16 protein-coding genes and 1 tRNA gene are annotated in these 22,790 nt (G+C 62.0%); 10 read left to right on the top strand and 7 right to left on the bottom strand.

Annotated elements, in window-relative coordinates; all coding sequences use genetic code 11:
- Positions 1 to 102 precede the first annotated feature (102 nt).
- Positions 103 to 2,193, bottom strand: coding sequence for a DNA topoisomerase 3 (locus J4862_RS05460; protein ID WP_211788119.1), 2,091 nt, complete (start codon positions 2,191 to 2,193; stop codon positions 103 to 105).
- Between the two features lie 141 nt (positions 2,194 to 2,334).
- Positions 2,335 to 2,407: transfer RNA gene (locus J4862_RS05455), tRNA-Gly, on the bottom strand.
- Positions 2,408 to 3,221: 814 nt separating this feature from the next.
- Between J4862_RS05455 and J4862_RS05450 the strand changes: the two genes are divergently transcribed.
- The 10 genes from J4862_RS05450 to smpB all read left to right on the top strand — a co-directional run bounded on the left by J4862_RS05450 (position 3,222) and on the right by smpB (position 17,877).
- Positions 3,222 to 3,605: a hypothetical protein gene (locus J4862_RS05450; protein ID WP_211788118.1), complete on the top strand. Its 384-nt coding sequence runs from the start codon at positions 3,222 to 3,224 to the stop codon at positions 3,603 to 3,605.
- A 256-nt stretch (positions 3,606 to 3,861) separates the two neighbouring features.
- Positions 3,862 to 6,975, top strand: a complete 3,114-nt coding sequence (locus J4862_RS05445) for a SusC/RagA family protein (RefSeq protein WP_211788117.1) — start codon at positions 3,862 to 3,864, stop codon at positions 6,973 to 6,975.
- A gap of 30 nt (positions 6,976 to 7,005) precedes the next feature.
- A complete protein-coding gene (locus J4862_RS05440) occupies positions 7,006 to 8,571 on the top strand; it encodes a RagB/SusD family nutrient uptake outer membrane protein (protein WP_211788116.1) in 1,566 nt (521 codons plus the stop codon).
- 39 nt (positions 8,572 to 8,610) lie between these two features.
- On the top strand, positions 8,611 to 9,660 hold the full coding sequence (locus J4862_RS05435) for a substrate import-associated zinc metallohydrolase lipoprotein (protein ID WP_211788115.1): 1,050 nt from the start codon (positions 8,611 to 8,613) through the stop codon (positions 9,658 to 9,660).
- Positions 9,657 to 10,964 (top strand): DUF4302 domain-containing protein, encoded by a 1,308-nt coding sequence (locus tag J4862_RS05430; protein WP_211788114.1) that lies wholly within the window; start codon positions 9,657 to 9,659, stop codon positions 10,962 to 10,964. The genes J4862_RS05435 and J4862_RS05430 overlap by 4 nt, the downstream gene beginning before the upstream one ends.
- Before the next feature lie 544 nt (positions 10,965 to 11,508).
- Positions 11,509 to 13,041, top strand: coding sequence for a DUF4301 family protein (locus J4862_RS05425; protein ID WP_211788113.1), 1,533 nt, complete (start codon positions 11,509 to 11,511; stop codon positions 13,039 to 13,041).
- A 66-nt stretch (positions 13,042 to 13,107) separates the two neighbouring features.
- The gene (locus J4862_RS05420) at positions 13,108 to 14,892 is read left to right on the top strand and encodes an aminopeptidase P family protein (protein WP_211788112.1); all 1,785 of its coding nucleotides are present in this window, start codon (positions 13,108 to 13,110) and stop codon (positions 14,890 to 14,892) included.
- 143 nt (positions 14,893 to 15,035) lie between these two features.
- The gene (gene tgt, locus J4862_RS05415; RefSeq protein WP_211788111.1) at positions 15,036 to 16,169 is read left to right on the top strand and encodes a tRNA guanosine(34) transglycosylase Tgt; all 1,134 of its coding nucleotides are present in this window, start codon (positions 15,036 to 15,038) and stop codon (positions 16,167 to 16,169) included.
- 34 nt (positions 16,170 to 16,203) lie between these two features.
- On the top strand, positions 16,204 to 17,394 hold the full coding sequence (locus tag J4862_RS05410) for an LptF/LptG family permease (RefSeq protein ID WP_211788110.1): 1,191 nt from the start codon (positions 16,204 to 16,206) through the stop codon (positions 17,392 to 17,394).
- Positions 17,395 to 17,409: 15 nt separating this feature from the next.
- Positions 17,410 to 17,877, top strand: coding sequence for an SsrA-binding protein SmpB (gene smpB, locus J4862_RS05405; RefSeq protein ID WP_211788109.1), 468 nt, complete (start codon positions 17,410 to 17,412; stop codon positions 17,875 to 17,877).
- A 170-nt stretch (positions 17,878 to 18,047) separates the two neighbouring features.
- Here the strand turns inward: smpB and J4862_RS05400 are convergent, their stop codons facing one another.
- From J4862_RS05400 to J4862_RS05380, 5 genes are all read right to left on the bottom strand, one after another.
- Positions 18,048 to 19,052 (bottom strand): NADP-dependent oxidoreductase, encoded by a 1,005-nt coding sequence (locus J4862_RS05400; protein ID WP_211788108.1) that lies wholly within the window; start codon positions 19,050 to 19,052, stop codon positions 18,048 to 18,050.
- 16 nt (positions 19,053 to 19,068) lie between these two features.
- Positions 19,069 to 19,923, bottom strand: coding sequence for an alpha/beta fold hydrolase (locus J4862_RS05395; RefSeq protein ID WP_211788107.1), 855 nt, complete (start codon positions 19,921 to 19,923; stop codon positions 19,069 to 19,071).
- Positions 19,924 to 20,117: 194 nt separating this feature from the next.
- Positions 20,118 to 20,717 carry a Crp/Fnr family transcriptional regulator gene (locus tag J4862_RS05390; RefSeq protein WP_211788106.1) on the bottom strand — a complete coding sequence of 200 codons (600 nt, stop codon included), beginning with the start codon at positions 20,715 to 20,717 and terminating at the stop codon, positions 20,118 to 20,120.
- Between the two features lie 43 nt (positions 20,718 to 20,760).
- The gene (locus J4862_RS05385) at positions 20,761 to 21,678 is read right to left on the bottom strand and encodes a hypothetical protein (RefSeq protein WP_211788105.1); all 918 of its coding nucleotides are present in this window, start codon (positions 21,676 to 21,678) and stop codon (positions 20,761 to 20,763) included.
- 17 nt (positions 21,679 to 21,695) lie between these two features.
- Positions 21,696 to 22,754 carry a GldM family protein gene (locus J4862_RS05380; protein ID WP_211788104.1) on the bottom strand — a complete coding sequence of 353 codons (1,059 nt, stop codon included), beginning with the start codon at positions 22,752 to 22,754 and terminating at the stop codon, positions 21,696 to 21,698.
- Between the last annotated feature and the right edge of the window lie 36 nt (positions 22,755 to 22,790).

Below are 22,790 nucleotides of genomic sequence, written 5' to 3'. Positions count from 1 at the left end.
AGGGGCGGGCTAGACGCAGCAGGGCTTATACTCTATGAGCGCAAAGATACGCATTTGCCTACATTGCCGGAGGTCTAGGTGCAGGCCTCGGCTCGGCAGTGCCTAGAAGAGGGACTCAGGCACGCTGTCTGTGGCCTCACGCGCCTCCCGCTCTAGGTAGGCCTCGAGCTCCTCGGGGCTGCTCGTCTCGGGGCAGGTGGCGAAGGGGATGCGGTAGCTGCAGCCTGCGCTGTAGGCCGAGCAGCCGAAGGCGCTGCGACCGCGTAGCAGTGTGCCCGCACCGCAGCGGGGGCAGCGAAGGCCCGTATCTCGCGGGTCGGCCGCAGGGCTAGAGGCGGCAGCTGTAGGCTCGGGCGCGGCTGCTGTGGAGGACGCAGCGGGCGGCTCGGGCTGTAGGACGGATAGGGTCAGCTGGCGGAGCATCTCCTTGAGCTCCTCGATGAAGCTGCGGGGCTCCAGCTCGCGGCGCTCGATCTGGCGGAGCTTGTACTCCCACTGCCCCGTGAGGGCGGCGCTCTTCAGGAGGTCGTAGTTGATGAGCCCTATGAGCTGCTTGCCGGTCTCGGTGGCGTGGATCTGGCTGCGCTTGACCTTCTCGATGTAGCCGCGCTTGAAGAGGGTCTCGATGATGTTGGCTCGGGTGGAGGGGCGGCCTATGCCGTTCTCCTTCATGGCCTCGCGGAGCTCCTCGTCCTCGACGAACTTGCCCGCCGTCTCCATGGCGCGCAGTAGGGTGGCCTCGGTGTAGTACTTGGGGGGCTGCGTCTGGCGCTCCTTGAGCTCGGGCTGCTGGGGGCCGCGCTCGCCCTCGACGAAGGTCGGCAGCAGCATGGCCTCGGTCTCGCTCTCCTCCTTGCCCTCCTTGGCCTCGGCCTCCTCCGCTTCGCCTGCGAAGACCGTGCGCCAGCCTGGGGAGAGGATCTCCTTGCCCGAGACCTTGAACTTGATCCGCTCTACCTCGGCCTCGACGCTGGTTGTGCTGATGCGGCAGTCAGGGTAGAAGGCCGCGATGAAGTGACGCGCCACGAGGTCGTAGACGCGCTGCTCGCGCTCCGAGAGCCCCTGGGCGCGCTGCCCTGTGGGGATGATGGCGTGGTGGTCGGTGACCTTGGCGTTGTCGAAGGTCTTCTTGCTCTTGCGTATGGGGGCGCCGCTCAGCAGCGGGGCCACTAGCTGCGGGTAGGGCGTCACGAGGTCGCGCAGGATGCCCGCGACCTTGGGGTAGATGTCTTCGCTGAGGTAGGTGGTGTCGACGCGCGGGTAGGTCAGCAGCTTCTTCTCATAGAGGCTCTGGGCGGTGGACAGCGTCTCCTCGGCGCTCATGGCGAACTTGCGGTTGCAGCTCACCTGTAGGCTCGTCAGGTCGAAGAGGCGGGGCGGTAGCTCCTTCCCGTCCTTCTTCTTCACCGAGGTGATCTCCAGCTCCTTGCCCTGTATGCTCTCTAGTGCTGCCTGCGCCTTGGCCCTATCGCTGTAGCGCCCCTTGTCAGCGGAGAAGAGTGTATCGCGGTAGCGGGTCTTGAGCTCCCAGTAGGTCTCGGGGACGAAGTGCTCGATCTCCTGCTGGCGCTCTACGATGAGGGCTAGGGTGGGGGTCTGTACGCGGCCGATAGAGAGGGGCTGCTTGCGCTCACGCCCGCCGTAGCGGAGCGTGTAGAGGCGTGTGGCGTTCATCCCCAGCAGCCAGTCGCCGATGGCGCGCGCTAGGCCTGCCTCATAGAGGGACTGATAGTCCTCCGCGTCGTGCAGGCGGGCGAAGCCCTCGCGTATGGCCTCGTCCGTGAGGGAGGAGATCCATAGGCGCTTGACGGGTACGCTACAGCCTGCGCGCTGCAGCACCCAGCGCTGGATCAGCTCGCCCTCCTGCCCAGCATCGCCGCAGTTGATGACCTCCGAGGCCTCGCCGACCAGGCGCTCGATGATCTCGAGCTGACGCTTGTAGTGGTCGATCTCTATGGGCTTGATACCGAAGCGTTCGGGGATCATCGGCAGGACGCCGAGGCTCCAGGCGCGCCAGGAGGGGTGGTAGTCGTGGGGCTCCTTGAGCGTGCAGAGGTGGCCGAAGGTCCAGGTCACTGCGTAGCCGTTGCCCTCCATATACCCCAGGCCCTGCGTCCCCTCGCGGTGGGTCGCGCCTAGGATATTGGCGATGTCACGTGCCACACTGGGCTTCTCGGCGATGCAAAGGATCATGCGTGTACGTAGTGAGGTGGGCTGGGGCTCTAGGGGGAGCGGAGGCTAGGGTATAAAAAGAAGAAACATCCCAAGATTGCTACTGAATCTCAGAATGCCTCATCAAACAAATACACATCAAAACTATGGAAACCTTAGTTGAGCGGAAGACGGGACTCGAACCCGCGACCCTAACCTTGGCAAGGTTATGCTCTACCAACTGAGCTACTTCCGCGTTATGATTTCAATCGCTCGTGGGCGGCTTCCTGCCCCGTTTGCGCTGCAAAGATAAGACCTTTTTTTGAATTGACCAAAAGCACGTCCAAAAGCAGCCCCAAATCCCCTCCCGACGCCCGCCCGCATCCTCCTCGCCTCCGTGCGTAATAGGCTAGGGCTGAGGCCTCATGCTGCCCGCGGAGCTACGCTATAGCTAGGGTAAGCGAAGGGCTGGGCAAGCTCCCCGCGCGGCGCGGGATAAGGGCAGTCGGGGTCTTTGACTTTGACTCCGCCTTGAGTCACAAGCTCCCCGCGCGGCGCGGGATAAGGGCAGGCTCCGCGAGGGATATCCCTCAGGAGGCTGAGTGCCTTCTGTGGCACGCGTGAGGGATAGCAGTCAGCGTGCTGAGGGATATCCCTCGCGGAGCTGGGACAAGGCTGTCGCCTCGCTGGGGCTTGGCTTGGGGCTTGTTGCGAGGCCTTGGATAAGGCGCTGCAACCTGTATGCGAGTTCGTTTCTTGATGTGCTGTGCTAAGACCGTCCACAGCGCTGGCGTCTGTGTTGTATCTAGGTGGAGAACGAGAGCCCTGAAAATGGTTCCTTGGCTTGCTGTATGGTTGATACGTCTCCCTACACTAGCGTGCATCTCTTTTTGGGGGGAGGGGCAGGGGGATAAGAGACTTTCGATGAGGTAAGGATGACTCCAATTGTATAGCTTCAAGTTAGAATGGGGAGCTTCTGTGTGCTTAGGGGGTAGCGCTTCTTGATATTCGTATCGGAAAGGAATTTAAGACTATCTTTGCCGCGATTCTATATTATAACACAAATAGCTATGGAAAAACAGAAATGGATTGCAAGAGCTAAGTATGGAGACTTCGAAGGAACGTCTGCAGCAGATCTATACGACAGTATGGATAAGGGGTTAGAAGGGTATTTGGAGAGCAAAGGAATATCCTCTTCTCAGTTTAAGCCAATAGGGCTAAGAATCCAGACAAATGAGTATGCCCCTTCCTTTACGATCCTTTGTAAAGACTTGGCTTCAGAGAGAGGGAGGATTGTCTCTATAGGCTTTGAGGAAAAGCAGAACTTGAATGATCTTCTCAAGCTCTTCAAGAGATGTGAGGTGCTTATACTCTCTAAATCGATTGAAGGCGGAGACTACGATTGGCCTGATCCTGATCTTCCAACGATAATGCTTGGTAGAAAGGCAGAATAATCCCCTGTGGAGGAAAATCCTTGCCCCAATCCTCCATATCCTACGGAGGCGTAGCAGGGCGCCCTTCCCTTTGGCTAAAGAGCAAGGCCAGCTCCTCGGGGTGAGGGGCTGGCCTTGGGTTCTTGGGGGAGCTTGCTACAGGGCGGTGGTGAGGGCGGATCTCCTTAAAAACTTAATTAAATGCCGCCAATCGCGGGGTCCCTGGTCTAGGGTAAAAATAGTATCTTCGCGGGTACAATCGATATCTACAGAGTATATGAAGACAAGACTCTCAGCGCTGGCCCTAGCGCTCCTCCTCGGTGGAGGCGCGGCCTCGGCGCAGAAAATCTTGGTCACAGGGCGTGTCACCAATGCTTCGAAGGCGGTGCTCCCCAAGGTCCAAGTCGTTGTGAAGGAGACCGGTCGTAGTATGGTGACCACCGAGCAGGGGCTATATGTCCTGGAGCTCGAGGCAGGCCAGACCCTCCAGTTCATCCTCGATGGCAAGATCCTCAAGACCCTAGTAGCGACCCAGCCCCAGCTCGATGTGGTGCTCACGCTGCCCGCGGTGGACAAGGATAAGACCAAGGCCGACAGCACTGCCGTACACCAGGGGGAGGGTAAGGATGAGGTCATCCTCTCGACCTCGAGCCGTGGGGCTACCTCGATCACGGGTAAGGCGCGGCCGCTGTGGGTGCTCAATGGAGTCGTCCTCGGCAGCGACTACGGGAGCCTCGAGGCCTTCTCTGGCGCCGACCCCAAGCAGGTAGCCGCGGGCATCGTCCCCGGGCTGAGCGTCGACAACATCGCCTCTGTACGTATCCTCACCACCTCCTCCGAGACCTCCAGCTACGGCCCACGCGGGATCGCTGGGGTCGTAGAGATCACCACGCGCTCCGGTGCTGCAGGGGTCTCCTCCCTCAGCTATCGAGGGGAGTTCATGTACCGCCCCATCCCCACCTACAACGACCTCAACGTCATGAACTCGCAGCAGCACGTGGCGCTCATCCAGGATCTGCTCGACGGTGGGATGTACCCCATACACACGCTGGAGACCAACAAGGACCAGGGGCTCGTCGGGCGTATGTACCAGCTCTTCAACGAGCTCGACGCCTCGGGCAAGCCACGCCTGACGAACGATGAGGCCTCGCGTCTGGCCTACTTCCGCGCTGCCGAGCACGCCAATACCAATTGGTTCAAGGAGCTCTACCGCAATAGCATCGTCCACAACCACACGCTGAGCTTCAACGGCGGGACGAGCAAGACGAACCTCTTCGCCTCCCTCACCGCACGCGTCGACCCAGGCTGGACGATCGCCAGCCGAGCTAATACCTATTCGGGCAACATCAGTGCCGACTACAAGCTCCTGCCGACGCTCAAGATCGGGCTCAACCTCATCGGCGAGTACACGACCTCTGAGGACCCCTTGACCTCGGCCGTCAAGTACGCCAATAGCACCAGCCGCGCACTGCTGCCCCACGAGAACTACACCAAGGACTACGTCCCCTACAACATCTTCGACGAGCTGCGGGAGAGCCGCCGCACCAAGACCCTCGGCTACCTCGGCATCCAGGGGACAGCGACCTGGGATATCCTCAAGCAGCTACGTGCGACCTTCGTCACCGACATCAAGTACACGAGTACCGCGACCTTCAGTGATAATACCGAGCACTCTGTCCTAGCACGTAGCATGCGTGCCATGCAGACCACCAACATACGCAACAGCAACAAGAACCTGCGTACCGACCCCAACGACCCCTACGCTCAGCCCTACTCGGTGCTTCCTGAGGGCGGGATACGGGAGAGCCGCTTCGTGCAGAACTATGTCAATAGCTTCAAGCTCGACCTCGACTACCACCAGAGCTTTGGCCAGCACAATGTCCTTGCCTCCGCGGGCGTGGAGCTCAATCAAGGCACGGTGCAGAACAACTGGAACATCAACTACGGCGTCCTCTACGACCTCGGCTATCACTCCTACTACATCCCCGACGCCATCCAGCGCCTCTACGAAAAGGGGAAGGACTACTACACGATACGCAACAAAGTCAACAACAACATCGGGATGCTGACGCGCGCCAGCTACTCCTACGCCAATCGCTACTCCATCGACGCGCTGCTGCGCTTCGACGCCAGCAACCGCTTCGGCCCCTCACGCTACGTGCGCTGGCTCCCGACGTGGAATGTGGAGCTGACCTGGGGTGTCGACCGCGAGCGCTTCTTCCGCCACCTCGCTCCCCTCTCCTCGCTGCGCCTCAAGACCTATGTAGGGATGGTCGCGGATAACCCCTCGGTGACCAACTCGCTCGAGGAGATCTATCCCAGCATCCCCTGGCGCCCCAGCTCCAAGGAGATCGGCCTTGCCTTCACCAACCTAGCGAACCACGACCTGACCTACGAGAAGACCCTGACCTACGGGGCACGTCTCGGCTTCGGCCTCTTCAAGGGACGCATCTCCGCGGAGTTCGACGCCTACCGCCGCCGCAGCTATGACCTCGTCGGGCCCATCTACACGCAGTCGATCGGTGGAGAAGCGCAGAAGAGTGGTAACGTGGCTGAGCTGCAGTCCTCGGGCCTACAGTTCACCCTCTCGATGGTTAATCTCAAGCTCAAGGACTTCAGCTGGACGACGGGCTTCTCCTACCTGCATAAGACGAATAAGATCACCTCGCTGCTGAGCAATCCCACGGTACGCACGATGATCTCGGGCTCGGGCTTCTCCTACGAGGGCTATCCCCTGTCCTCGGTCTTCTCTATCCCCTTCCTCGGGCTGACCAATGAGGGGATGCCGCGCTTCTATAATGAGCGCGGGGTGGAGACGCTGGGCGACTTCAACTTCTCCAGTAGTGACATCGACTTCCTCAAGTACAGTGGGACGCTCGACCCGACGGACGTGGGGACGCTGACCAATACCTTCCGCTACAAGAACTTCTCGCTCTCGGCCAATATCAACTACCAGTTCGGCGCCGTCACCCGCCTGCGTAGCATCACCAATACCGATGACTACTCGGCCTTCCCCCGTGAGCTGACGCAGCGCTGGAAGAAGCCCGGCGATGAGGCGCATACCGACATCCCTCGTCTCCCGACCAGCTATGCCTTCGACCAGTACGGTGCGGACAACCTGATCAATGGCTACTATGCCTACAGCGCCTCCACGACCCGTATCGTCAGCACCGACTTCGTTCGCCTCAAGGAGATCTCGCTCGAGTACGTCATCTCCAAGGCGCTGCTGCGTCGCACCCCGCTGAAGAACCTCTCCCTCAAGCTGCAGGCGCAGAACCTCATGCTCCTCTATTCGGATGCCCGCCTGCGTGGCGATGACCCCGAGTACATGTATAGCTCCTCGGTCACTGCTCCGCGCAAGCTGATCCTTACCCTGCGTGTCGGACTCTAAGCCCCACGAGATAGCCTTATGATGAATAGGATGAATAGACTCTTCGTGCCCCTCGTGGCCCTCGTCGCTCCCCTCGTGCTGGGATCTTGCAATAAGCTCCTGGATGAGCAGCCCGACGAACGTGTGCTCCTGACCAGCCCCGACAAGATACGCCGCATCCTGGTCAATGCCTATCCGCTGACCTCCTACGCCTACGCCTGCGAGATGTCTACGGACAACCTCGATGACTACGGTACGGACAACCCGCACTTCACCAAGTTCACCTACGACCTAGCCTACTGGAACGACGGACCCGAGTACAACAGCTCCGACGGCCTGCGTGCCCTGTGGCGCTCCCACTACCTCTCCATACAGCACGCCAATGCTGCGCTGAAGGCTATCGACGCCCTCGGCGGAGGCAGCGAGCTGGCGGCAGCCAAGGGAGAGGCCCTCGTGATCCGCGCCTACTCGCACTTCGTCCTCGTGAACCTCTTCGGTAAGCACTACAACAGCAGTACCAGCGCCAAGGACCTAGGTGTGCCCTACATGACTGCGCCCGAGGAGACGCTGGACCCCAAGTACACGCGCAATACCGTCGCTGAGGTCTATGCCGCCATCGACAAGGACCTCACCGAGGGACTCCCGCTCATCTTGGACAGCTTCTACAGCCAGAAGATCTACCACTTCAACAAGGCTGCGGCCGAGGCCTTCGCCGCTCGCTTCTACCTCTTCTACGAGAAGTGGGACAAGGCGATCAAGCATGCTACGACGGCCCTCGATGGTAAGAGCCCCCGCCGCTGGTCGGAGTTCCAGGACGCGGCCATCGTCGGCGCGAAGACCGAGGATGCCTATGCCAAGCTCTACACGAGAGAGACGGTGGCGGCGAACTTCCTCCTGCTGCCCGTGACCTCAGGGGCAGTCTCGAACTTCTCCTACGCCAATATGAAGCGCTTCTCTATGACGCATCGCGTGGCCGAGGAGCTCTTCCTCGGGGAGAACATCTGGCGCAGCTCGACGACGGCACAGGCCGACTACTGGCAGGTCCCCTTCGTCTCGCCCTCGTACAACTACCGTGATGTCATCAACCAGTCGAAGTACCCCTACTACGCCAGCAACAAGGACAAGACGCTCTGCGTCCCCTTCACAGCCGAGGAGACCCTACTGGTACGCGCCGAGGCCGAGATCATCCAGAAGCAGTACGATGCCGCTGTAGCCGACCTCAACACCTGGAGCGCCGCCTACCTCAACACGACGAAGAAGACCTTCACCAAGGACGAGATCATCGCCTTCTACAAGGCGCTCGACTACAGCACAGCGACCAATCCGACGATGAAGAAGCAGCTGCACCCAGCCTTCACCCTCGATGGGGGAGAGGATCAGCTGATGCTCCTGCACCACCTCCTGCAGTGCCGCCGTGTGGCCACAGCCCACGAGGGACTCCGCTGGTTCGACATCCGCCGCTACGGGATCGAGGTCTTCCGCTTCGTCCATGATGCCAAGGATCGTGCCAAGTTCACCGTCGCCAAGACCCTCACCTCCTGGGATGAGCACACGACCTTCCAGATCCCGCAGAACGTCCGCAACGCTGGCCTGGAGCCCACGCCCCGCACTAAGTAAATCCCCCGCTCGCTCTACGGAGCGTACCACACTATGCATATGACTCTAAGGAACGCCTCCCTGTGGGCCCTCGGCTCGCTCCTGATGGCCCTCGGCAGCTGCCGCAAGGTGGATGCAGATATTACCTCGGGCTCTGTACTCAGCCCTGCCTCCAGCCGCACGGCTATGGATGAGTACATCGAGCGTGAGATCACCTCGCCCTACAACATACAGATCTACTACCGCTATACCGAGAGTGAGATCGGGCGCAACTGGGTGACCTCGCCTGCCAACGAGCAGAATAGCCTCCAGTTCGTCAACGTCCTGAAGTACCTCTTCCTCGAGCCCTACACCGAGGTGATGGGGGTGGACTTCGTGCGCCGCTTCACGCCTCAGGCCTTTGTCCTCACGGGGCTCCTGGCCTACAACCCACCGCCTAGCAACTCCAACACACGTGCCTCGACGGTCAACGGGATCAAGATCATCTTCATGAACATCAATAGCTTCGACTTCCCCTCGCTGGGCAACTACTACCATACGATGGATAGTCTGAAGAAGGTGCTGGAGACGGACAGCTCGGTGCAGTCGGAGTACGATCAGTGGAAGAACTGGCTGGACGGGCAGAACTCAGCCTACCTCGACCGTCTCAAGGATGTCTACCTCCGCACGATGTACCACGAGGCTGCGCACACCTTCCACCAGCGTGTCGAGCCCACGACGGACTTCGATAAGATCACCTCGCTGGACTACCGACAGGCCGACTGGATCTCGGGCTGGACGCGCGAGGGTAAGAAGTCCATCGAGTACGGCTTCATCACCAACTACGCCAGCCAGGAGCCGCACGAGGACTTCGCCGAGCTCTTCGGGAACTATGTCATCATGAGCACCGAGGAGTGGGAGGCTAAGCTCGTCTCGGCCGATGTCGTCCCCTCGGGGCGCACCCGCTCGGGTCGCTCCATCATCGAGGAGAAGATCCGTATCATCAAGGACTACATGCTCAATACCTGGGGCCTCGATATGGACAAGCTCCGTGCGCAGCTGCAGAAGCGCTACCCTGACTTTGCGCGGCAGGACTTCACTACTATGACCTCATCCACGACACAGCAATGAACTACAAGAAGATCCTAGCCCTCACGGCGGGCTCCCTCCTCTGGATGAGCTCTTGCACCAGCTCGAGCGATCTGGACAAGCTCCCCGAGGCTGCCGTGCGTACCCAGCAGGCGATCTCGGAGACGGTCGCCAGCCTCGAGGGGCATAATGGCTACTGGCGTCTGACCTATTACCCCGACTCGAAGCGCGCCTATGGGGGCTACTCGATGTACGTGCAGTTCAAGGACGGACGCGTCACCGCCCTCTCGGAGCTCTCGACGACCTCCACCAGCTCCACCTACGCCGTGCGCAATATCGATATGCCGACACTGGCCTTCGACACGCGCAGCAATATCCTGCACCACTTCAGTACCTCGACCGAATACTTCCGTAATGCCCGCGGGGGCGACTTCGAGCTGCTGCTGACGGGTACCCGTGGCGATAGCATCCTGCTGCAGGGGCGCAAGTACCGCAATCTCATGAGTCTCGTGCCCATGACGACCGATCCCAAGGCGGAGATCGCGGCCCTGCAGGCTATGGCGCAGAAGTTCCAGGGCAAGGGTCTCGTGCCCGTCACGATCGGCACGGCAGGCAAGGTGGAGCTGCGTCTGCACCCGACCTACCGCCAGCTGGAGTTCGTCCTCCCAGGCGAAGGGACGAGCACGAGCAGGCAGCAGATGGCCTTTGCCTACACGACCGAGGGGCTGCGCTTCTACGAGCCGATCACTATCGGCGGGGTTACGATCTCGGGCTTCCGCCTCTCGAGCGACGGCACGAGCGTCACCTCTCTGGAGGGGGATGTCACGACCTCGCTGGTGTCGGCACCTCTGGAGCTGGCTACCAAGAGCTATGTCCTCTACCTCACGACGGGCTATGCCTCCCCTACGCTCATCAGCTACTTCACCCAGGTCAATGCCGCCCTCTACCGCAGCCGCCAGGCACGTATGAGTACGCGCTGCTACCTAGGGGTGAATACCGAGGCGGATCAGCAGCAAGGCCTCGTGGGCAACGATACCCAGGTGACGAGCTTCATCACGATGCCCATCTTCGAGCAGTCGGACGGCAGCTACACGCGTCTCTCCTACGAGGCGGACTTTGTCCCCGTGGGCAGTGACCCGACACAGCTGGACATCCTGACGCGTGACGGCAACGAGACGACCTTCTGGTACTGGTACGCTGGGACGGCCGATTACTGGATCTCGCGCCTGCGCTCCCGTGCGCCCTACAAGGTGGAGACGCTGACCGATACGGAGGGCGCGACCTACTACAAGCTCTCCAGCGTCAAGGACGAGAAGACGTGGTTCTACCTCTACGCGGCTCAGTAGCGCCCCGCTGCTAGATCCCTCAAGCACGACGCGAGCGCCCGAAGTAGCCTAGCTGCTTCGGGCGCTCGTGCTTTATGTATCTGAGGCCCACCCTTGGCTTCTGCCTTCGTCCGACCTATCCCTTAGGGCGCTGAGGGATATCCGTCAGCGCCCCGAGGGACGCCCATCAGCGCTCTGAGGGATACCCGTCAGCGAGCTCGAATAGGGCTGTGCCGTGGCCTCCCGAGCGCCTCGGAGGATCGTGCCGCTGGCCCTTAGTAGGCTGCCCGTCCTTAGGAAGCCTTGGAAAAGGGGCTGGAGTGTCTGCTGCGCTAGCCGAGGCTTGGGGAGGGCGCGCCTTGCTGGGGCTCCGTTCTCCCTCCCTCGTCCCTCGAGGCGGGGAAGGAGGTGAGGGGCAGGATGGGGCGGCGGGCGGGGGCTTTCTTGAGCTCTTCGTGCGGTAGTTCCGCGGGTATTCGCTAACTTTACGACACGAGAGCGGCGCCCCGCATGCGGCCTGCCGCCCGCCATCACTATAGGAGATCACCATACACGCACGACCACTATGGAGCAGGAACTATTTACCGCCCAGGACCTCGAGGAACTGCAGCGCCGAGGCATCAGCCTTGAGGAGGCCACCCAGCAGGTAGAGGATATTCGTCAGGGCTTCCCCTACCTAGAGATCCTCGCCTCAGCCTCCCTCGAGGACGGTATCATCAGCAATGAGCCCAGCCAAGAGGAGCGCTATATGAGCCTCTGGGAGCGCTACCTAGAGCGCAAGGACGCCTCGGTGTACAAGATGGTACCCGCCTCGGGCGCTGCCTCGCGTATGTTCAAGATGCTCTTCTCCTTCCTCGACGCCGACTACAGCGAGCCGCGTACCGAGGCCGAGCGCCGCTTCTTCGACGAGCTGCACCACTTTGCCTTCTACGAGCTGCTCAATGAGGCCTGCCTGCGCAACCACTGGAAGAGCATCCCCAAGCTCCTAGCGCAGGGCGACTATAAGGCCGTCGTGGAGACGCTGCTCCTGCCGAAGGGGCTGGGCTATGGGAGCAAGCCGAAGGGACTGCTCCTCTTCCACCGCTACGATAAGGTCGAGCGTACGGCACTGGAGGAGCACTTCGTCGAGGGCGCCCTCTACGCTCGCGATAGCCTCGGTCAGGTACACCTGCACTTCACCATCTCCCCTGAGCATCAGCGTGACTTCGAGAGCCTCGTAGCGCGCGTCAAGGACTGCTACGAGGAGCACTACAGCGTGCGCTATCTGGTGAGCTTCAGCCAGCAGGAGCCCGCGACCGATACGCTGGCGCTGACCCCTGAAGGGGGGCTCTTCCGCCGCGAGGATGGTAGCCTGCTCTTCCGCCCTGGGGGGCATGGCTCGCTGATCCGCAATCTCAATGCGCTGGATGCCGACATCGTCTTCATCAAGAATATCGACAACGTCGTCCTCGACCTGTACAAGGGCCCGACCGTGATGTACAAGAAGTACCTCGGGGGCGTCCTCGTCGCCATCCGCGATCAGGTCTTCGGCTACCTGCGCCAGCTGGATAAGGGCAAGGTGAGCCACAGCCAGCTCGAGGAGATGAGCGCCTTCATGCGCGACGCCTTCGGCATCCGCCTGCCCGAGGTGCTGGACGATGAGTCGCTAGCACCCTGGCTACGTGAGAAGCTGAACCGCCCCATCCGCGTCTGCGGTATGGTGCGCAACGAGGGTGAGCCCGGCGGGGGACCCTTTGTCATCCGCGAGACCGACGGCAGCAGCTCGCTGCAGATCCTCGAGAGCAGCCAGATCAATATGGCCGACGAGGGGCAGCGTCAGTTCTTCGAGGCCGGGCAGTACTTCAATCCCGTAGACCTCGTCTGTTCGCTGCGCGACTGGCAGGGTAAGCCCTTCGACCTAGAGCGCTACGTCAATCCCAAGACCGCCTTCATCGCCCACAAGAGCCAGGTAGGCCGTGAGCTCCTGGCCCTGGAGCGTCCCGGGCTGTGGAATGGCGCCATGCACGACTGGAATACCGCCTTCGTGGAGGTGCCGCTGGAGACCTTCAACCCCGTCAAGGAGGTCAACGACCTCTTGCGCCCCGAGCATCAGGCTTAGCCTCAGAGGCTTAGCCCCGCTCCTATATCAAGCCAAAGGAACACTAACCCTAAATATCATTGACCTATGAGTTCAATCAAAGAGCGCCTAGCACTCCTACGTCAAGCGATGAAGGCCGAGGGCCTCTCCGCCTACATCATCACCTCCTCCGATGCCCACCTCAGCGAATACACCCCCTTGCGCTGGCAGGGGCGTAGCTGGATCAGCGGCTTCAATGGTTCGGCGGGTACCGTCGTCGTCACGCTCGACAAGGCGGGGCTGTGGACGGACTCCCGCTACTTCCTCCAGGGGGCTGCCCAGCTCGAGGGCAGCACGATCGAGCTCTACAAGATGGGCGTCCCAGGGACGCCCAGCATCGAGGGCTTCCTCGCCGAGGAGCTCGGTGCAGGCGCTGTCGTCGCTGCCGATGGCGCCTGTCTATCGCTCGCGGAGGCTGAGGACACGCGCCGTCAGCTCGAGGTCTACGGCATCAGCTACCGCCTCGACAAGGATCTGCTGGAGCGCGTGTGGCAGGATCGCCCTGGCATCCCCGCCAAGCCCCTTTTCCTCCATCCCGCCCAGTATGCAGGCCGTACCGCTGCCGAGCGCATCGCTGAGGTACGCAGTCGCCTGAAGGCTCAGGGAGCCAATGCGACCATTGTGACGATGATCGACGAGCTGGCCTGGGTCTTCAATATCCGCGGCTACGACGTCGCCTACAATCCCGTAGGTGTGGGCTTCGGCTATATCGGAGCGGATGACGCCGTGCTCTTCACCCTCCCCGAGAAGGTCACCGAGGAGGTGCGTGCCGACCTGACGGGCAATGGCGTGCGCATCCTCGACTACACGGCCATCGATAGCTTCGTCGCTGGCCTCGGAGCTGAGGTGCGCCTCTTGGTAGACCCTAAGCGCATCACCTACCGCCTAGCCTCCCAGATCCCTGCGCACTGCCGTCGGGTCTCGGGCGTCTCGGCCCTCACGCAGCTCAAGGCGATCAAGAACGATACCGAGCTGGCGAACCTGCGTCGCGTCATGGCACGCGATGGGGTAGCGCTGACGCGCTTCTTCAAGTGGCTCGAGGAGGCACTGGCCCGTGACGAGAGCTACACCGAGCACGAGCTGGACGTACGTCTCAATGAGTACCGTGCGCGTGGTGAGCGCTTCTACGGCGACAGCTTCGCCACCATCTGCGGCTATCAGGGCAATGGCGCCATCGTGCACTACCACGCCGATCCCGAGACCTCAGCGCGTGTCAAGGCCGAGGGCGTGCTACTGCTCGACAGCGGCGGACAGTACATCGACGGTACGACCGACATCACCCGTACCATCGCCCTCAGCGCCCCTAGCGATGAGCTCCGTACGGACTACACGCTCGTGCTGAAGGGGCACATCCAGATCGCGCTGGCCAAGTATCCCGAGGGCACGCGCGGCAGCCAGATCGACATCCTGGCGCGCAAGGCGCTCTGGGATCGTGGGCTCAACTACGGCCACGGCACAGGGCATGGCGTCGGCTACTTCCTCAACGTGCATGAGGGGCCGCAGAACATCCGCACCGAGGTCAACCCCACGGAGCTGCAGCTCGGGATGATCACCAGCAACGAGCCTGGGATCTACCGCTCGGGCAAGTATGGTATCCGCATCGAGAACCTCGTGGTCACAGAGCTGCGTGAGGAGACCGAGTTCGGCCGCTTCTTTGGCTTCGAGACGGTGACCATCTGCTTCCTGGATAACCAGCTGGTGGACAAGAGCCTGCTGACGGCCGAGGAGCTGGCGTGGTACAATGCCTATCAGGAGCGCGTCTACCAGACGCTGCAGCCCCTGCTGAGCCCCGAGGAGGCCGCCTGGCTACGCACCAAGACCGCGGCGCTCTAGCCCTTCCTCCCCTCACGAGACAAGACACGAAGCCTCTCGCTGCCTCGGCGGCGAGGGGCTTTGCGCATATCTTCGTATCTTTGTACATCCTAGCATCATAGCGCCCTTAGTGCCGCCTTAGAGGGATGCTAGAGGCTATCCATATGCTCAAATTCGAACTACATAAGACCTGCGCCCAGACCTCAGCACGAGCTGGCCGCATCGAGACAGACCACGGAGAGATCCTTACGCCTATCTTCATGCCCGTCGGCACCGTCGGCTCTGTGAAGGCCGTCCACATGACGGAGCTTCGCGAGGACATACAGGCACAGATCATCCTAGGGAATACCTATCACCTCTACCTGCGTCCCGGGCTGGAGACGCTGCGTGAGGCTGGCGGACTGCATAAGTTCAACAGCTGGTCAGGCTCCATCCTCACCGACAGCGGAGGCTATCAGGTCTTCAGCCTCGCGCATCGGCGCAAGATCACGGAGGAGGGGGTGACCTTCCGCTCGCATATCGACGGATCGCGCCACCTCTTCACCCCCGAGCGAGTGATGGACATCGAGCGCGTCATCGGGGCGGACATCATCATGGCCTTCGACGAGTGCTGCCCCGGGGACGCCGACTACCGCTACGCGCGTCAGTCGCTGGATCTCACCGAGCGCTGGCTACGGCGCTGCGTGCAGCGAGTCGAGGAGACCGACCCGCTCTATGGCTACCACCAGAGCCTCTTCCCCATCGTGCAGGGCTGCGTCTACCCCGAGCTACGCACGCGGGCGGCAGAGTTCGTCGCTAGCCTCGGAGCTGAGGGGAACGCCATCGGCGGGCTCGCTGTCGGCGAGCCCACGGAGAAGATGTACGAGATGGTCGAGCTGACCAATAGCATCCTCCCCAAGGATCGGCCCCGCTACCTGATGGGCGTGGGGACGCCGATTAACCTGCTGGAGAACATCGCCCGCGGGGTAGACATGTTCGACTGCATCATGCCCACGCGCAACGGGCGCAACGGGCAGCTCTTCACCAGTCGCGGCACGATCAACATCCGCAATGCTAAGTGGGCACGTGAGTTCTCCCCCATCGACGAGGAGGGCTGGTCCTTCGTAGACAGCCAGTACAGTCTGGCCTATCTGCACCACCTGATCCGTGCCGACGAGATCCTCGGGCTGCAGATCGCCTCGATCCACAACCTCGCCTTCTACCTCCGCCTCGTGCGTGAGGCGCGCCGTCATATCCTCGAGGGGGACTTCCTCCCCTGGAAGGAGCAGATGGTACGCCAGATGAACCACCGCCTCTAGGGGCGGAAGGCTCCCTGCTAGCTCAATCCCCACGATGAAGCCCCACGACGAAGTCCCCGAGGAGCAGCACACTCTCCAGCCCAGCGACAGCACCGAGCCCGCCGCTGAGCAGGCTCAGCCCGCCGCGCCCAAGAAGGCATACCGCCCCTGGCTCGGCCGCACGGACCGCTACCTCATCCGTACCTTCCTCTCCACCTATATCCTCTCCATCGCACTCATCCTATCGATCGCGGTGGTCTTCGACGTCAATGAGAAGATCTCGGACTTCCTCAAGCCCGAGGTGCCGCTCTACAAGATCGTCTTCCACTACTACCTGAACTTCATTCCCTTCTATGCGAATATGTTCAGTCCCCTCTTCGTCTTCATCTCCGTCATCTTCTTTACCTCCAACATGGCGGCCAATACGGAGATCGTGGCGATGCTAGCTAGTGGAATGAGCTTCCGCCGCCTGCTCAGACCCTACATGGTCTCGGCTGCGGTGATCGCGCTTGCGACCTATGTACTCAATGGCTTCATCATCCCCTCGGGCAATGAGGTGCGTCTGGCCTTCGAGCAGGAGTATATCAAGAGCCGCTCCGCCAAATACACGAGCAACATCCAGATCGCCATCGACAAGGACGTCTACCTCTATATCAATAGCTACGAGAGCCAGAGCCAGGTGGCCTATTCGCTAGCCGTCGACGAGTTCAAGGGGCAGAAGCTCGTCTCCCGCCTCACGGCCGAGGAGGCCTCCTACTCGGGTGGGGACAGCTGGCACATGTCCTCCTTCCACATCCGCCGCTTCCCAGGGCTGAAGGCCATCGACACCGTGGGCTACGACCTCGATACCAACCTCAGGATACGCCCCACGGACTTCCTCGTCAACGATAAGGATGCGCTGAAGATGCGCAACGACCAGATCTCGCGCTATGTGGAGCGCCAGCGTGAGCGCGGGGCGAGCAATACGCGCATCTTCGAGCTCGAGCTGCACAAGCGCTATGCGGCTATCTTCTCAGCCTTCATCCTCACCTTCATCGGCGCCGTCCTCTCGGCCAAGAAGATGAAGAACGGCCTCGGGATCAACCTCGTCATCGGCTTCGCACTCTGCTTCGGCTACATCCTCTTGACGACGCTGACGGGGCAGTTCGCCACCGTGGGCATCATGGCGCCCTGGCTGGCGGCTTGGCTCCCCAACATCCTCTTCGTCTTCATCTCCTTCTCCCTCTGGCGCAAGGCTCCACAGTAACGACCCTCTACCCCTATGGCAACGAAACCCAAAGCACCACGCAGCGTGCAGATACAGAATAAGCGCGCCACCTTCGACTACGAGCTGCTCGACCTCTACACGGCGGGCATCGTCCTCGTGGGGACGGAGATCAAGTCGCTACGCCTCGGTAAGGCCAGCCTCGTGGACTCCTTCTGCCACTTCCATGGCGGCGAGCTCTGGCTGCACAATGCGAATATCAGCGAGTACTTCTACGGCTCGTACAACAACCATGCGGCGCGGCGCGACCGTAAGCTGCTGCTCAACAAGAAGGAGCTGCGCAAGCTCGCCGACTACGCCCAGACGCCTGGCGTCACCATCATCGCTACGAAGATCTTCATCAACGAGCGAGGCCTGGCGAAGGTCGTCATCGCTCCCGCCCGCGGGAAGAAGCTCTACGACAAGCGCGCCTCGCTGCGAGAGAAGGACGACCGCCGCGAGATGGACCGCGCCATGAAACGCTAGTGCAGCCGCCTAGACTCTAGCGCCGTTGCCGCTGTACCTCGCTCGGCAGCACCCCTCCCATAGCGTCGGCACTCTTTGCCAACGATACATCAAAGGCCCTCGCCCCACAGCGCTCCCTGGTTGGAGTCTGTGGGGTGAGGGCCTTATTTTGTTTAGGAGCTGGGGGCGGGCTACTGCCCGACCTGTAGGACGATTTTGCCAGCGGCTCCGCCTGCTGCTACCTTAGCTAGAGCCGCATTTGCCTCGGTGAAGGGGTATACTTTGTCGACGGACGGGCGTATGCCCTGCTGCTCGATGAGCTGGGCGATAGCATGCAGCTGCTTGCCGTTACTCTCGACGAAGAGGAACTCGTAGGTAGCGCCCTGTGCCTTGGCCTCACGCTCCAGCCCTCTGGCCACGAGCGAGAAGAGCCATTGCTTCCACAGCGGCAGGCCAAAGCGCCGAGCGAAGCGACCGTTGGGGAGTCCCTTGAGCGAGACGATCTTGCCCCCTGCCTTGAGGAGCTTCATCTCTCGGCTTAGCTCCTTACCCCCGACGCTGTCCAGTACGTAGTCTACCTGAGGGAGCTCCTTGAGGTAGTCCTCGCTCTTGTAGTCGAGGTAGCGATCAGCTCCTAGCCCCAGCACGCGCTCGTGGCTGGCGGCGTTGCCGTTGGTGTAGACGATGAGCCCGCGTGCCTTCGCTAGAGGGATGGCCATAGCACCGAGTCCGCCCGAGCCACCGGAGATGAAGATGCTCTCGCTGGCCTTGGCCCCCAGGAGCTCTAGAGCCTGATAGGCCGTGAGTGCCGTCAGCGGGATGCTGGCAGCCTCTACGAAGTCCAGCGTCTGGGGCATCAGCGCCACGGCGCTGGCCTCGACGGCTACGTATTCGGCGAAGGTGCCAGGGCGCTTATTGGGCAGGCGCGTGAAGACCCGATCGCCTGGCGCGAAGTCCGAGACCTCTGCGCCTACCTCGGCGATGACCCCCGAGCACTCGTGTCCCATCGTCAGGGGGAGCTGGTAGGGGACGATGAGCTTGACCTCGCCCCGCGTGACCATGTTGTCTAGGGGATTGACCCCTGCGGCCTTCACCTGGATGAGTACCTCGCGGGGCGCTAGCTGTGGGCGCTCGAGCTCGGTGAGCTGTACGCTGAGGTCGGTCTTGCTGTAGCGTGCTATCTGTAATGCTTTCATTGTGCTGCTGTCGTTCTTAGTCCTTATTACTGCTGTAGAGGGGGTCGTTGGCCTTGTAGAAGGCGATGGCCTGCTGGGTGAAGAGCTCGGCCTCCTGGAAGATGGCGCCATGCCCCGCACCCTTATAGATGGTGAGTGTGGCATTGGGGAGGCGCTCGGCTAGAGCATAGCTGCCCTGGGTCGGCACCATACGATCCTTGTCGCCATTGACGACCCATACCCGATGCTGTGTGCCTGCGAAGTCCTGCTGGGGAGCCTTGGCCCAGGCGACGACTGCGCGGAGCTGCCTGAGGAAGGAAGGGAGCGTGGTGGGCTTGTCCTGGCTACTCTTGCTGCGCTGGATGAAGTCCTTGCCCCGAGCTCTAGCTGCGCTGGTCTGCGGGAAGAAGAGGTAGAGGCGCACGTCGCTTGCCGTCAGGGCACCACGGAGCATGTCGTAGAAGGTGATCCTCGGGACACGGGCGATGCCTCGGTCTCCCGCAGGGCCTGTCCCTGCGAGGATGACGCTCTCGACGAGCGTCGGTGCCTCCTGCAGTATGGCCTGGGCTACGAAGCCCCCGAGCGAGAGCCCGAGGAGGTGGATGTGCTCGAGGCCCAGTGCCCGTACGAAGCCGATTGTAGCGCTTGCCATAGCCTCGATGCTCAGCGGAGCCTTGCCCTCGGAGCGGCCGATCCCTGGGTAGTCGAAGCAGTACACCTCGAAGTGCTGGGCTAGCGTGTCGATGATCAAGGGATCACAGCCGTCGAGGTTGGCGGCGAGGTGATTGAGGAAGAGGATGGGGCTTGCCCCTGGCTTGCCCACGCGCTTATAGGCGATGGCCTGACCTTGTACGGCGATGCGCTCTATGGGGGCCGCTTTGTAGCTTGTCATTGTCTCTGTCATTATCTTGTTTAGCTGGTGCAAAGGTAGGGTAAGCCTTTGCTCCGCACCTGACAGATATTTGTCAAGCTCGATGGTGAGTCCCTGCGAGTGCTAGGGGTAGGCTGTAGGGTAAGGGATGGGGAGCCCCTCGGCTCCGTATGCTGTAGGTGCGCCTAGTGGGGGGAGCTGGGGCGAGGCGAAGCTCAGGGCTTCCTCCCGAGGAGCCGCTTGCGGATGAGGGTGAGGTTCTGCCGGCTCACGCCGAGGTAGCTCGAGAGATCTGCGACAGAGATGCGGCTGAGTAGCTGCCCGTGGCTCTCGAGGAAGATGCGGTAGCGATCCTCGGCATGGCGCTGCAGTAGGCACTCGGTATGGGTCATGAGGCGGGAGTACTCCCGCTCCAGGAGGAGGCGTAGCAGTCGCTCGGTCTCGGGGCGGCGCTGGCAGAGCTGATGGACGTACTCGTAGGAGAAGGCGATGGCTAGGCCGGGCTCTAGAGCCTGGAAGCTGAAGTGCGAGGGGCGTGGCGCCTCGAGGGAGGTGTAGTGCGTAGCGAAGTCTCCCTCGGGGATGAAGTTGATCGTGATGTCCTCCTCGGGTGTGGGGTAATAAGCGCGTACCAGTCCCTCCACGATCAGGAAGGCCTCCCGATGGATGCGCCCCGCAGGCGCCAGCTCCTCGCGCCGACCGAAGCTAAAGACGCGCCAACCCAGCGTCAGCTCCTCGATGAGGTCGGATGGAAGGCTAGGGCAAAGCTCAGCGAGGCGCTGCCTGCCGTAGTCGAGTGTGGAGGAGCGGGACATAGCGAAGGGGGCCTGCTAGGGTAGAGTAGTCTGAGGCGAGCGCTTAGCGACGGATAGGCTCGCGGCGTCCCGCCTTTGCAGCCTTGTCCTTGGGCGGGAGGTAGCGGAGGCTGTCGGGGACGGAGAGCTGGCTGCGTAGCTGCTGCAGTTCGTCCTCGAGGCGCTGACGTAGGGCTGCGCGCTCCTCGGGGCTCTTCGCTCGCTCAAGGTAGAGCGGGTCATGCGCCACTCGGATGATCTCCCCACGGTAGAGGCCGAGGGTGAAGTAGTCCTCCAGCGTCCCCGCATCGGGGCTGCCCCCAGGCATCAGTGCCGTGGGGAGCTCGCGGAGGTAGGGCGCGAGCTCGCTGTAGCGCAGCCAGAAGAGCGGCATCGGCGCCGTCCCGTAGTCGCCCACGGTCTCCAGTATGGGGCAGAGGAGCTCCACCTCACGGCGGTAGCTGGTCGTGGCGCGCTCGAGGCTGTGCTGCTCCTTGAGGTAATAGCTGCGTACCTGGCTCGTGGGGAGGTCTGCAGGGAGCACTTGGTAGCGGGGCGTCACCCCAGCGGCAGCCTCAGTATAGGGGATGCGGAAGCGCTCGAGGAAGTCCCGCGGCTCGAGCTCGTGGGCGGCGTCAAGGTGCTCACGCCCCGTGCCGTAGGTGTAGACCTTGATCTTGCCCCCGAGGTAAAGCTGGATGATGAGGTCGAAGAGGCTCTGCCCGTCCTCGCCCTCGGCATAGATGGGCGTATTGGCCGGCTCGGTGAGCTGCAGCTGGCGGTAGATCCCTCGGCGCCAGGCAAGGCCTGAGGTAGGCCGCGCACTCGCGGACTGCTGCGCCCCGAGGCTCGGGGGGAGGGTACGCTGAGGCTCGGCTGCGCGCTGCTTGCGTAGCTCGGGACTGCGGCCTGTCGGCTGCTGTGCAGGGAGCCCAAGGGGGGCAAGGCTAGCGAGTATCGTGAGCAGTATAAGGGACTTCATAGGCTAGGGGAGGGCTATTAGTAGAGGATCAGCTCCAGCGAGGGGAGGCGTCGGTCGAGACCATCGGGACCGCGGGCGATGATCTCGCTGATGTAGAGACGGCGCCCGCGTGGCGTCTCGCGGATGAGCTGTAGCTGGCGCTCGCTGAAGCGGCTGCCGCTGCTCACCTCGGGGAGGGCATTGCCCAGCGCGTCGAAGGCGATGAGCTGGAAGCGCTCGACACTGTAGCGGACATCGAGGAGCGCGTCATCCAGCGCAGCCTGCACCTGGGCGGAGGAGAGGAGCGCGCTGCGGCTGATGCGACCGCCGCGGAAGCGCTGCGCCCCGAGCTGGAGGTAGGGAAGCGGGTCGGGCAGGGGGCGTATCCTGAGGCTGCGCTCGCCTAGGGGGCGCACTCCCCCATCGGGAAGCCGCTGGGCGATCGCGAGACGTAGCTCCTCTGCCCCAAGTGTAGGCCGTGCACTCCAGCGTCCTGCTCCCAGTGAGCGGAGCGTCCCGCCGCTCTTGGCTGTGAGGACGAGGGCCTCTGTACTGAGCCCTGCGGCGGCGAGCTCTAGGGGATTGTCTATGCCCGCGTAGACGACCTGCGTCAGTGTCGGGGAGAGGCTAAGCTGCGGGGCGAGTACCTCGTAGTCGGTGTGCCAGGGGAGCTGCTCGCGGCGGCCGTTGGAGTGTGTCACGAGGACTTGGCCTGCGAGCTGGATACGTCCTGCACGGGAGGTCGGTAGGCTGAGGGTGCCCGCAGCGTCAAGTGGGGTAGCTGTCGTACCCAGCTGCAGCTCGGGGTGTAGGCTACTGTCTCTGAGGGAGAGGACGAGCCGAGCTCGGGTGGGAACGCCTGTGACGATAGGGCCCTGCGGGGGGAGGACGAGGGCCTCGAGCTGGGGGCGTGGGGAGCTGTTCGCCTTGGGGGCAGTCGTCTGTGCTCGTGGTACTGTGCCCTTCGGCTGTCCCTCGGCCTTGGCGGGCTGCTTCTCCTTCCGCGGCGAGACCTTCATCGCCAGAAGTGCGATGAAGACCAGGTACATGAGGTTGATCATGCGCTGCCTATAGGGATGGCTGCCGCCGAGGATCATAGCTGGGGAGCTGAGGGATGGGATTAGGGAATGGGC

Source organism: Porphyromonas sp. oral taxon 275, from assembly GCF_018127745.1.
GTDB lineage: Bacteria > Bacteroidota > Bacteroidia > Bacteroidales > Porphyromonadaceae > Porphyromonas.
Note: the sequence above shows the minus strand (reverse complement) of the source record. Positions and strands in the feature narration are given on the sequence as shown.

Excerpts from the sequence above, each read along its gene's own strand:
- J4862_RS05450 (WP_211788118.1), top strand. The coding sequence starts at position 3,222 with ATGGAAAAACAGAAATGGATTGCAAGAGCTAAGTATGGAGACTTCGAA.
- smpB (WP_211788109.1), top strand. The coding sequence starts at position 17,410 with ATGGCAACGAAACCCAAAGCACCACGCAGCGTGCAGATACAGAATAAG.
- J4862_RS05395 (WP_211788107.1), bottom strand. The coding sequence starts at position 19,923 with ATGACAAGCTACAAAGCGGCCCCCATAGAGCGCATCGCCGTACAAGGT.
- J4862_RS05430 (WP_211788114.1), top strand. The coding sequence starts at position 9,657 with ATGAACTACAAGAAGATCCTAGCCCTCACGGCGGGCTCCCTCCTCTGG.
- J4862_RS05460 (WP_211788119.1), bottom strand. The coding sequence starts at position 2,193 with ATGATCCTTTGCATCGCCGAGAAGCCCAGTGTGGCACGTGACATCGCC.
- J4862_RS05385 (WP_211788105.1), bottom strand. The coding sequence starts at position 21,678 with ATGAAGTCCCTTATACTGCTCACGATACTCGCTAGCCTTGCCCCCCTT.
- J4862_RS05435 (WP_211788115.1), top strand. The coding sequence starts at position 8,611 with ATGACTCTAAGGAACGCCTCCCTGTGGGCCCTCGGCTCGCTCCTGATG.
- tgt (WP_211788111.1), top strand. The coding sequence starts at position 15,036 with ATGCTCAAATTCGAACTACATAAGACCTGCGCCCAGACCTCAGCACGA.
- J4862_RS05420 (WP_211788112.1), top strand. The coding sequence starts at position 13,108 with ATGAGTTCAATCAAAGAGCGCCTAGCACTCCTACGTCAAGCGATGAAG.
- J4862_RS05425 (WP_211788113.1), top strand. The coding sequence starts at position 11,509 with ATGGAGCAGGAACTATTTACCGCCCAGGACCTCGAGGAACTGCAGCGC.
- J4862_RS05400 (WP_211788108.1), bottom strand. The coding sequence starts at position 19,052 with ATGAAAGCATTACAGATAGCACGCTACAGCAAGACCGACCTCAGCGTA.
- J4862_RS05390 (WP_211788106.1), bottom strand. The coding sequence starts at position 20,717 with ATGTCCCGCTCCTCCACACTCGACTACGGCAGGCAGCGCCTCGCTGAG.
- J4862_RS05380 (WP_211788104.1), bottom strand. The coding sequence starts at position 22,754 with ATGATCCTCGGCGGCAGCCATCCCTATAGGCAGCGCATGATCAACCTC.
- J4862_RS05410 (WP_211788110.1), top strand. The coding sequence starts at position 16,204 with ATGAAGCCCCACGACGAAGTCCCCGAGGAGCAGCACACTCTCCAGCCC.
- J4862_RS05445 (WP_211788117.1), top strand. The coding sequence starts at position 3,862 with ATGAAGACAAGACTCTCAGCGCTGGCCCTAGCGCTCCTCCTCGGTGGA.
- J4862_RS05440 (WP_211788116.1), top strand. The coding sequence starts at position 7,006 with ATGAATAGACTCTTCGTGCCCCTCGTGGCCCTCGTCGCTCCCCTCGTG.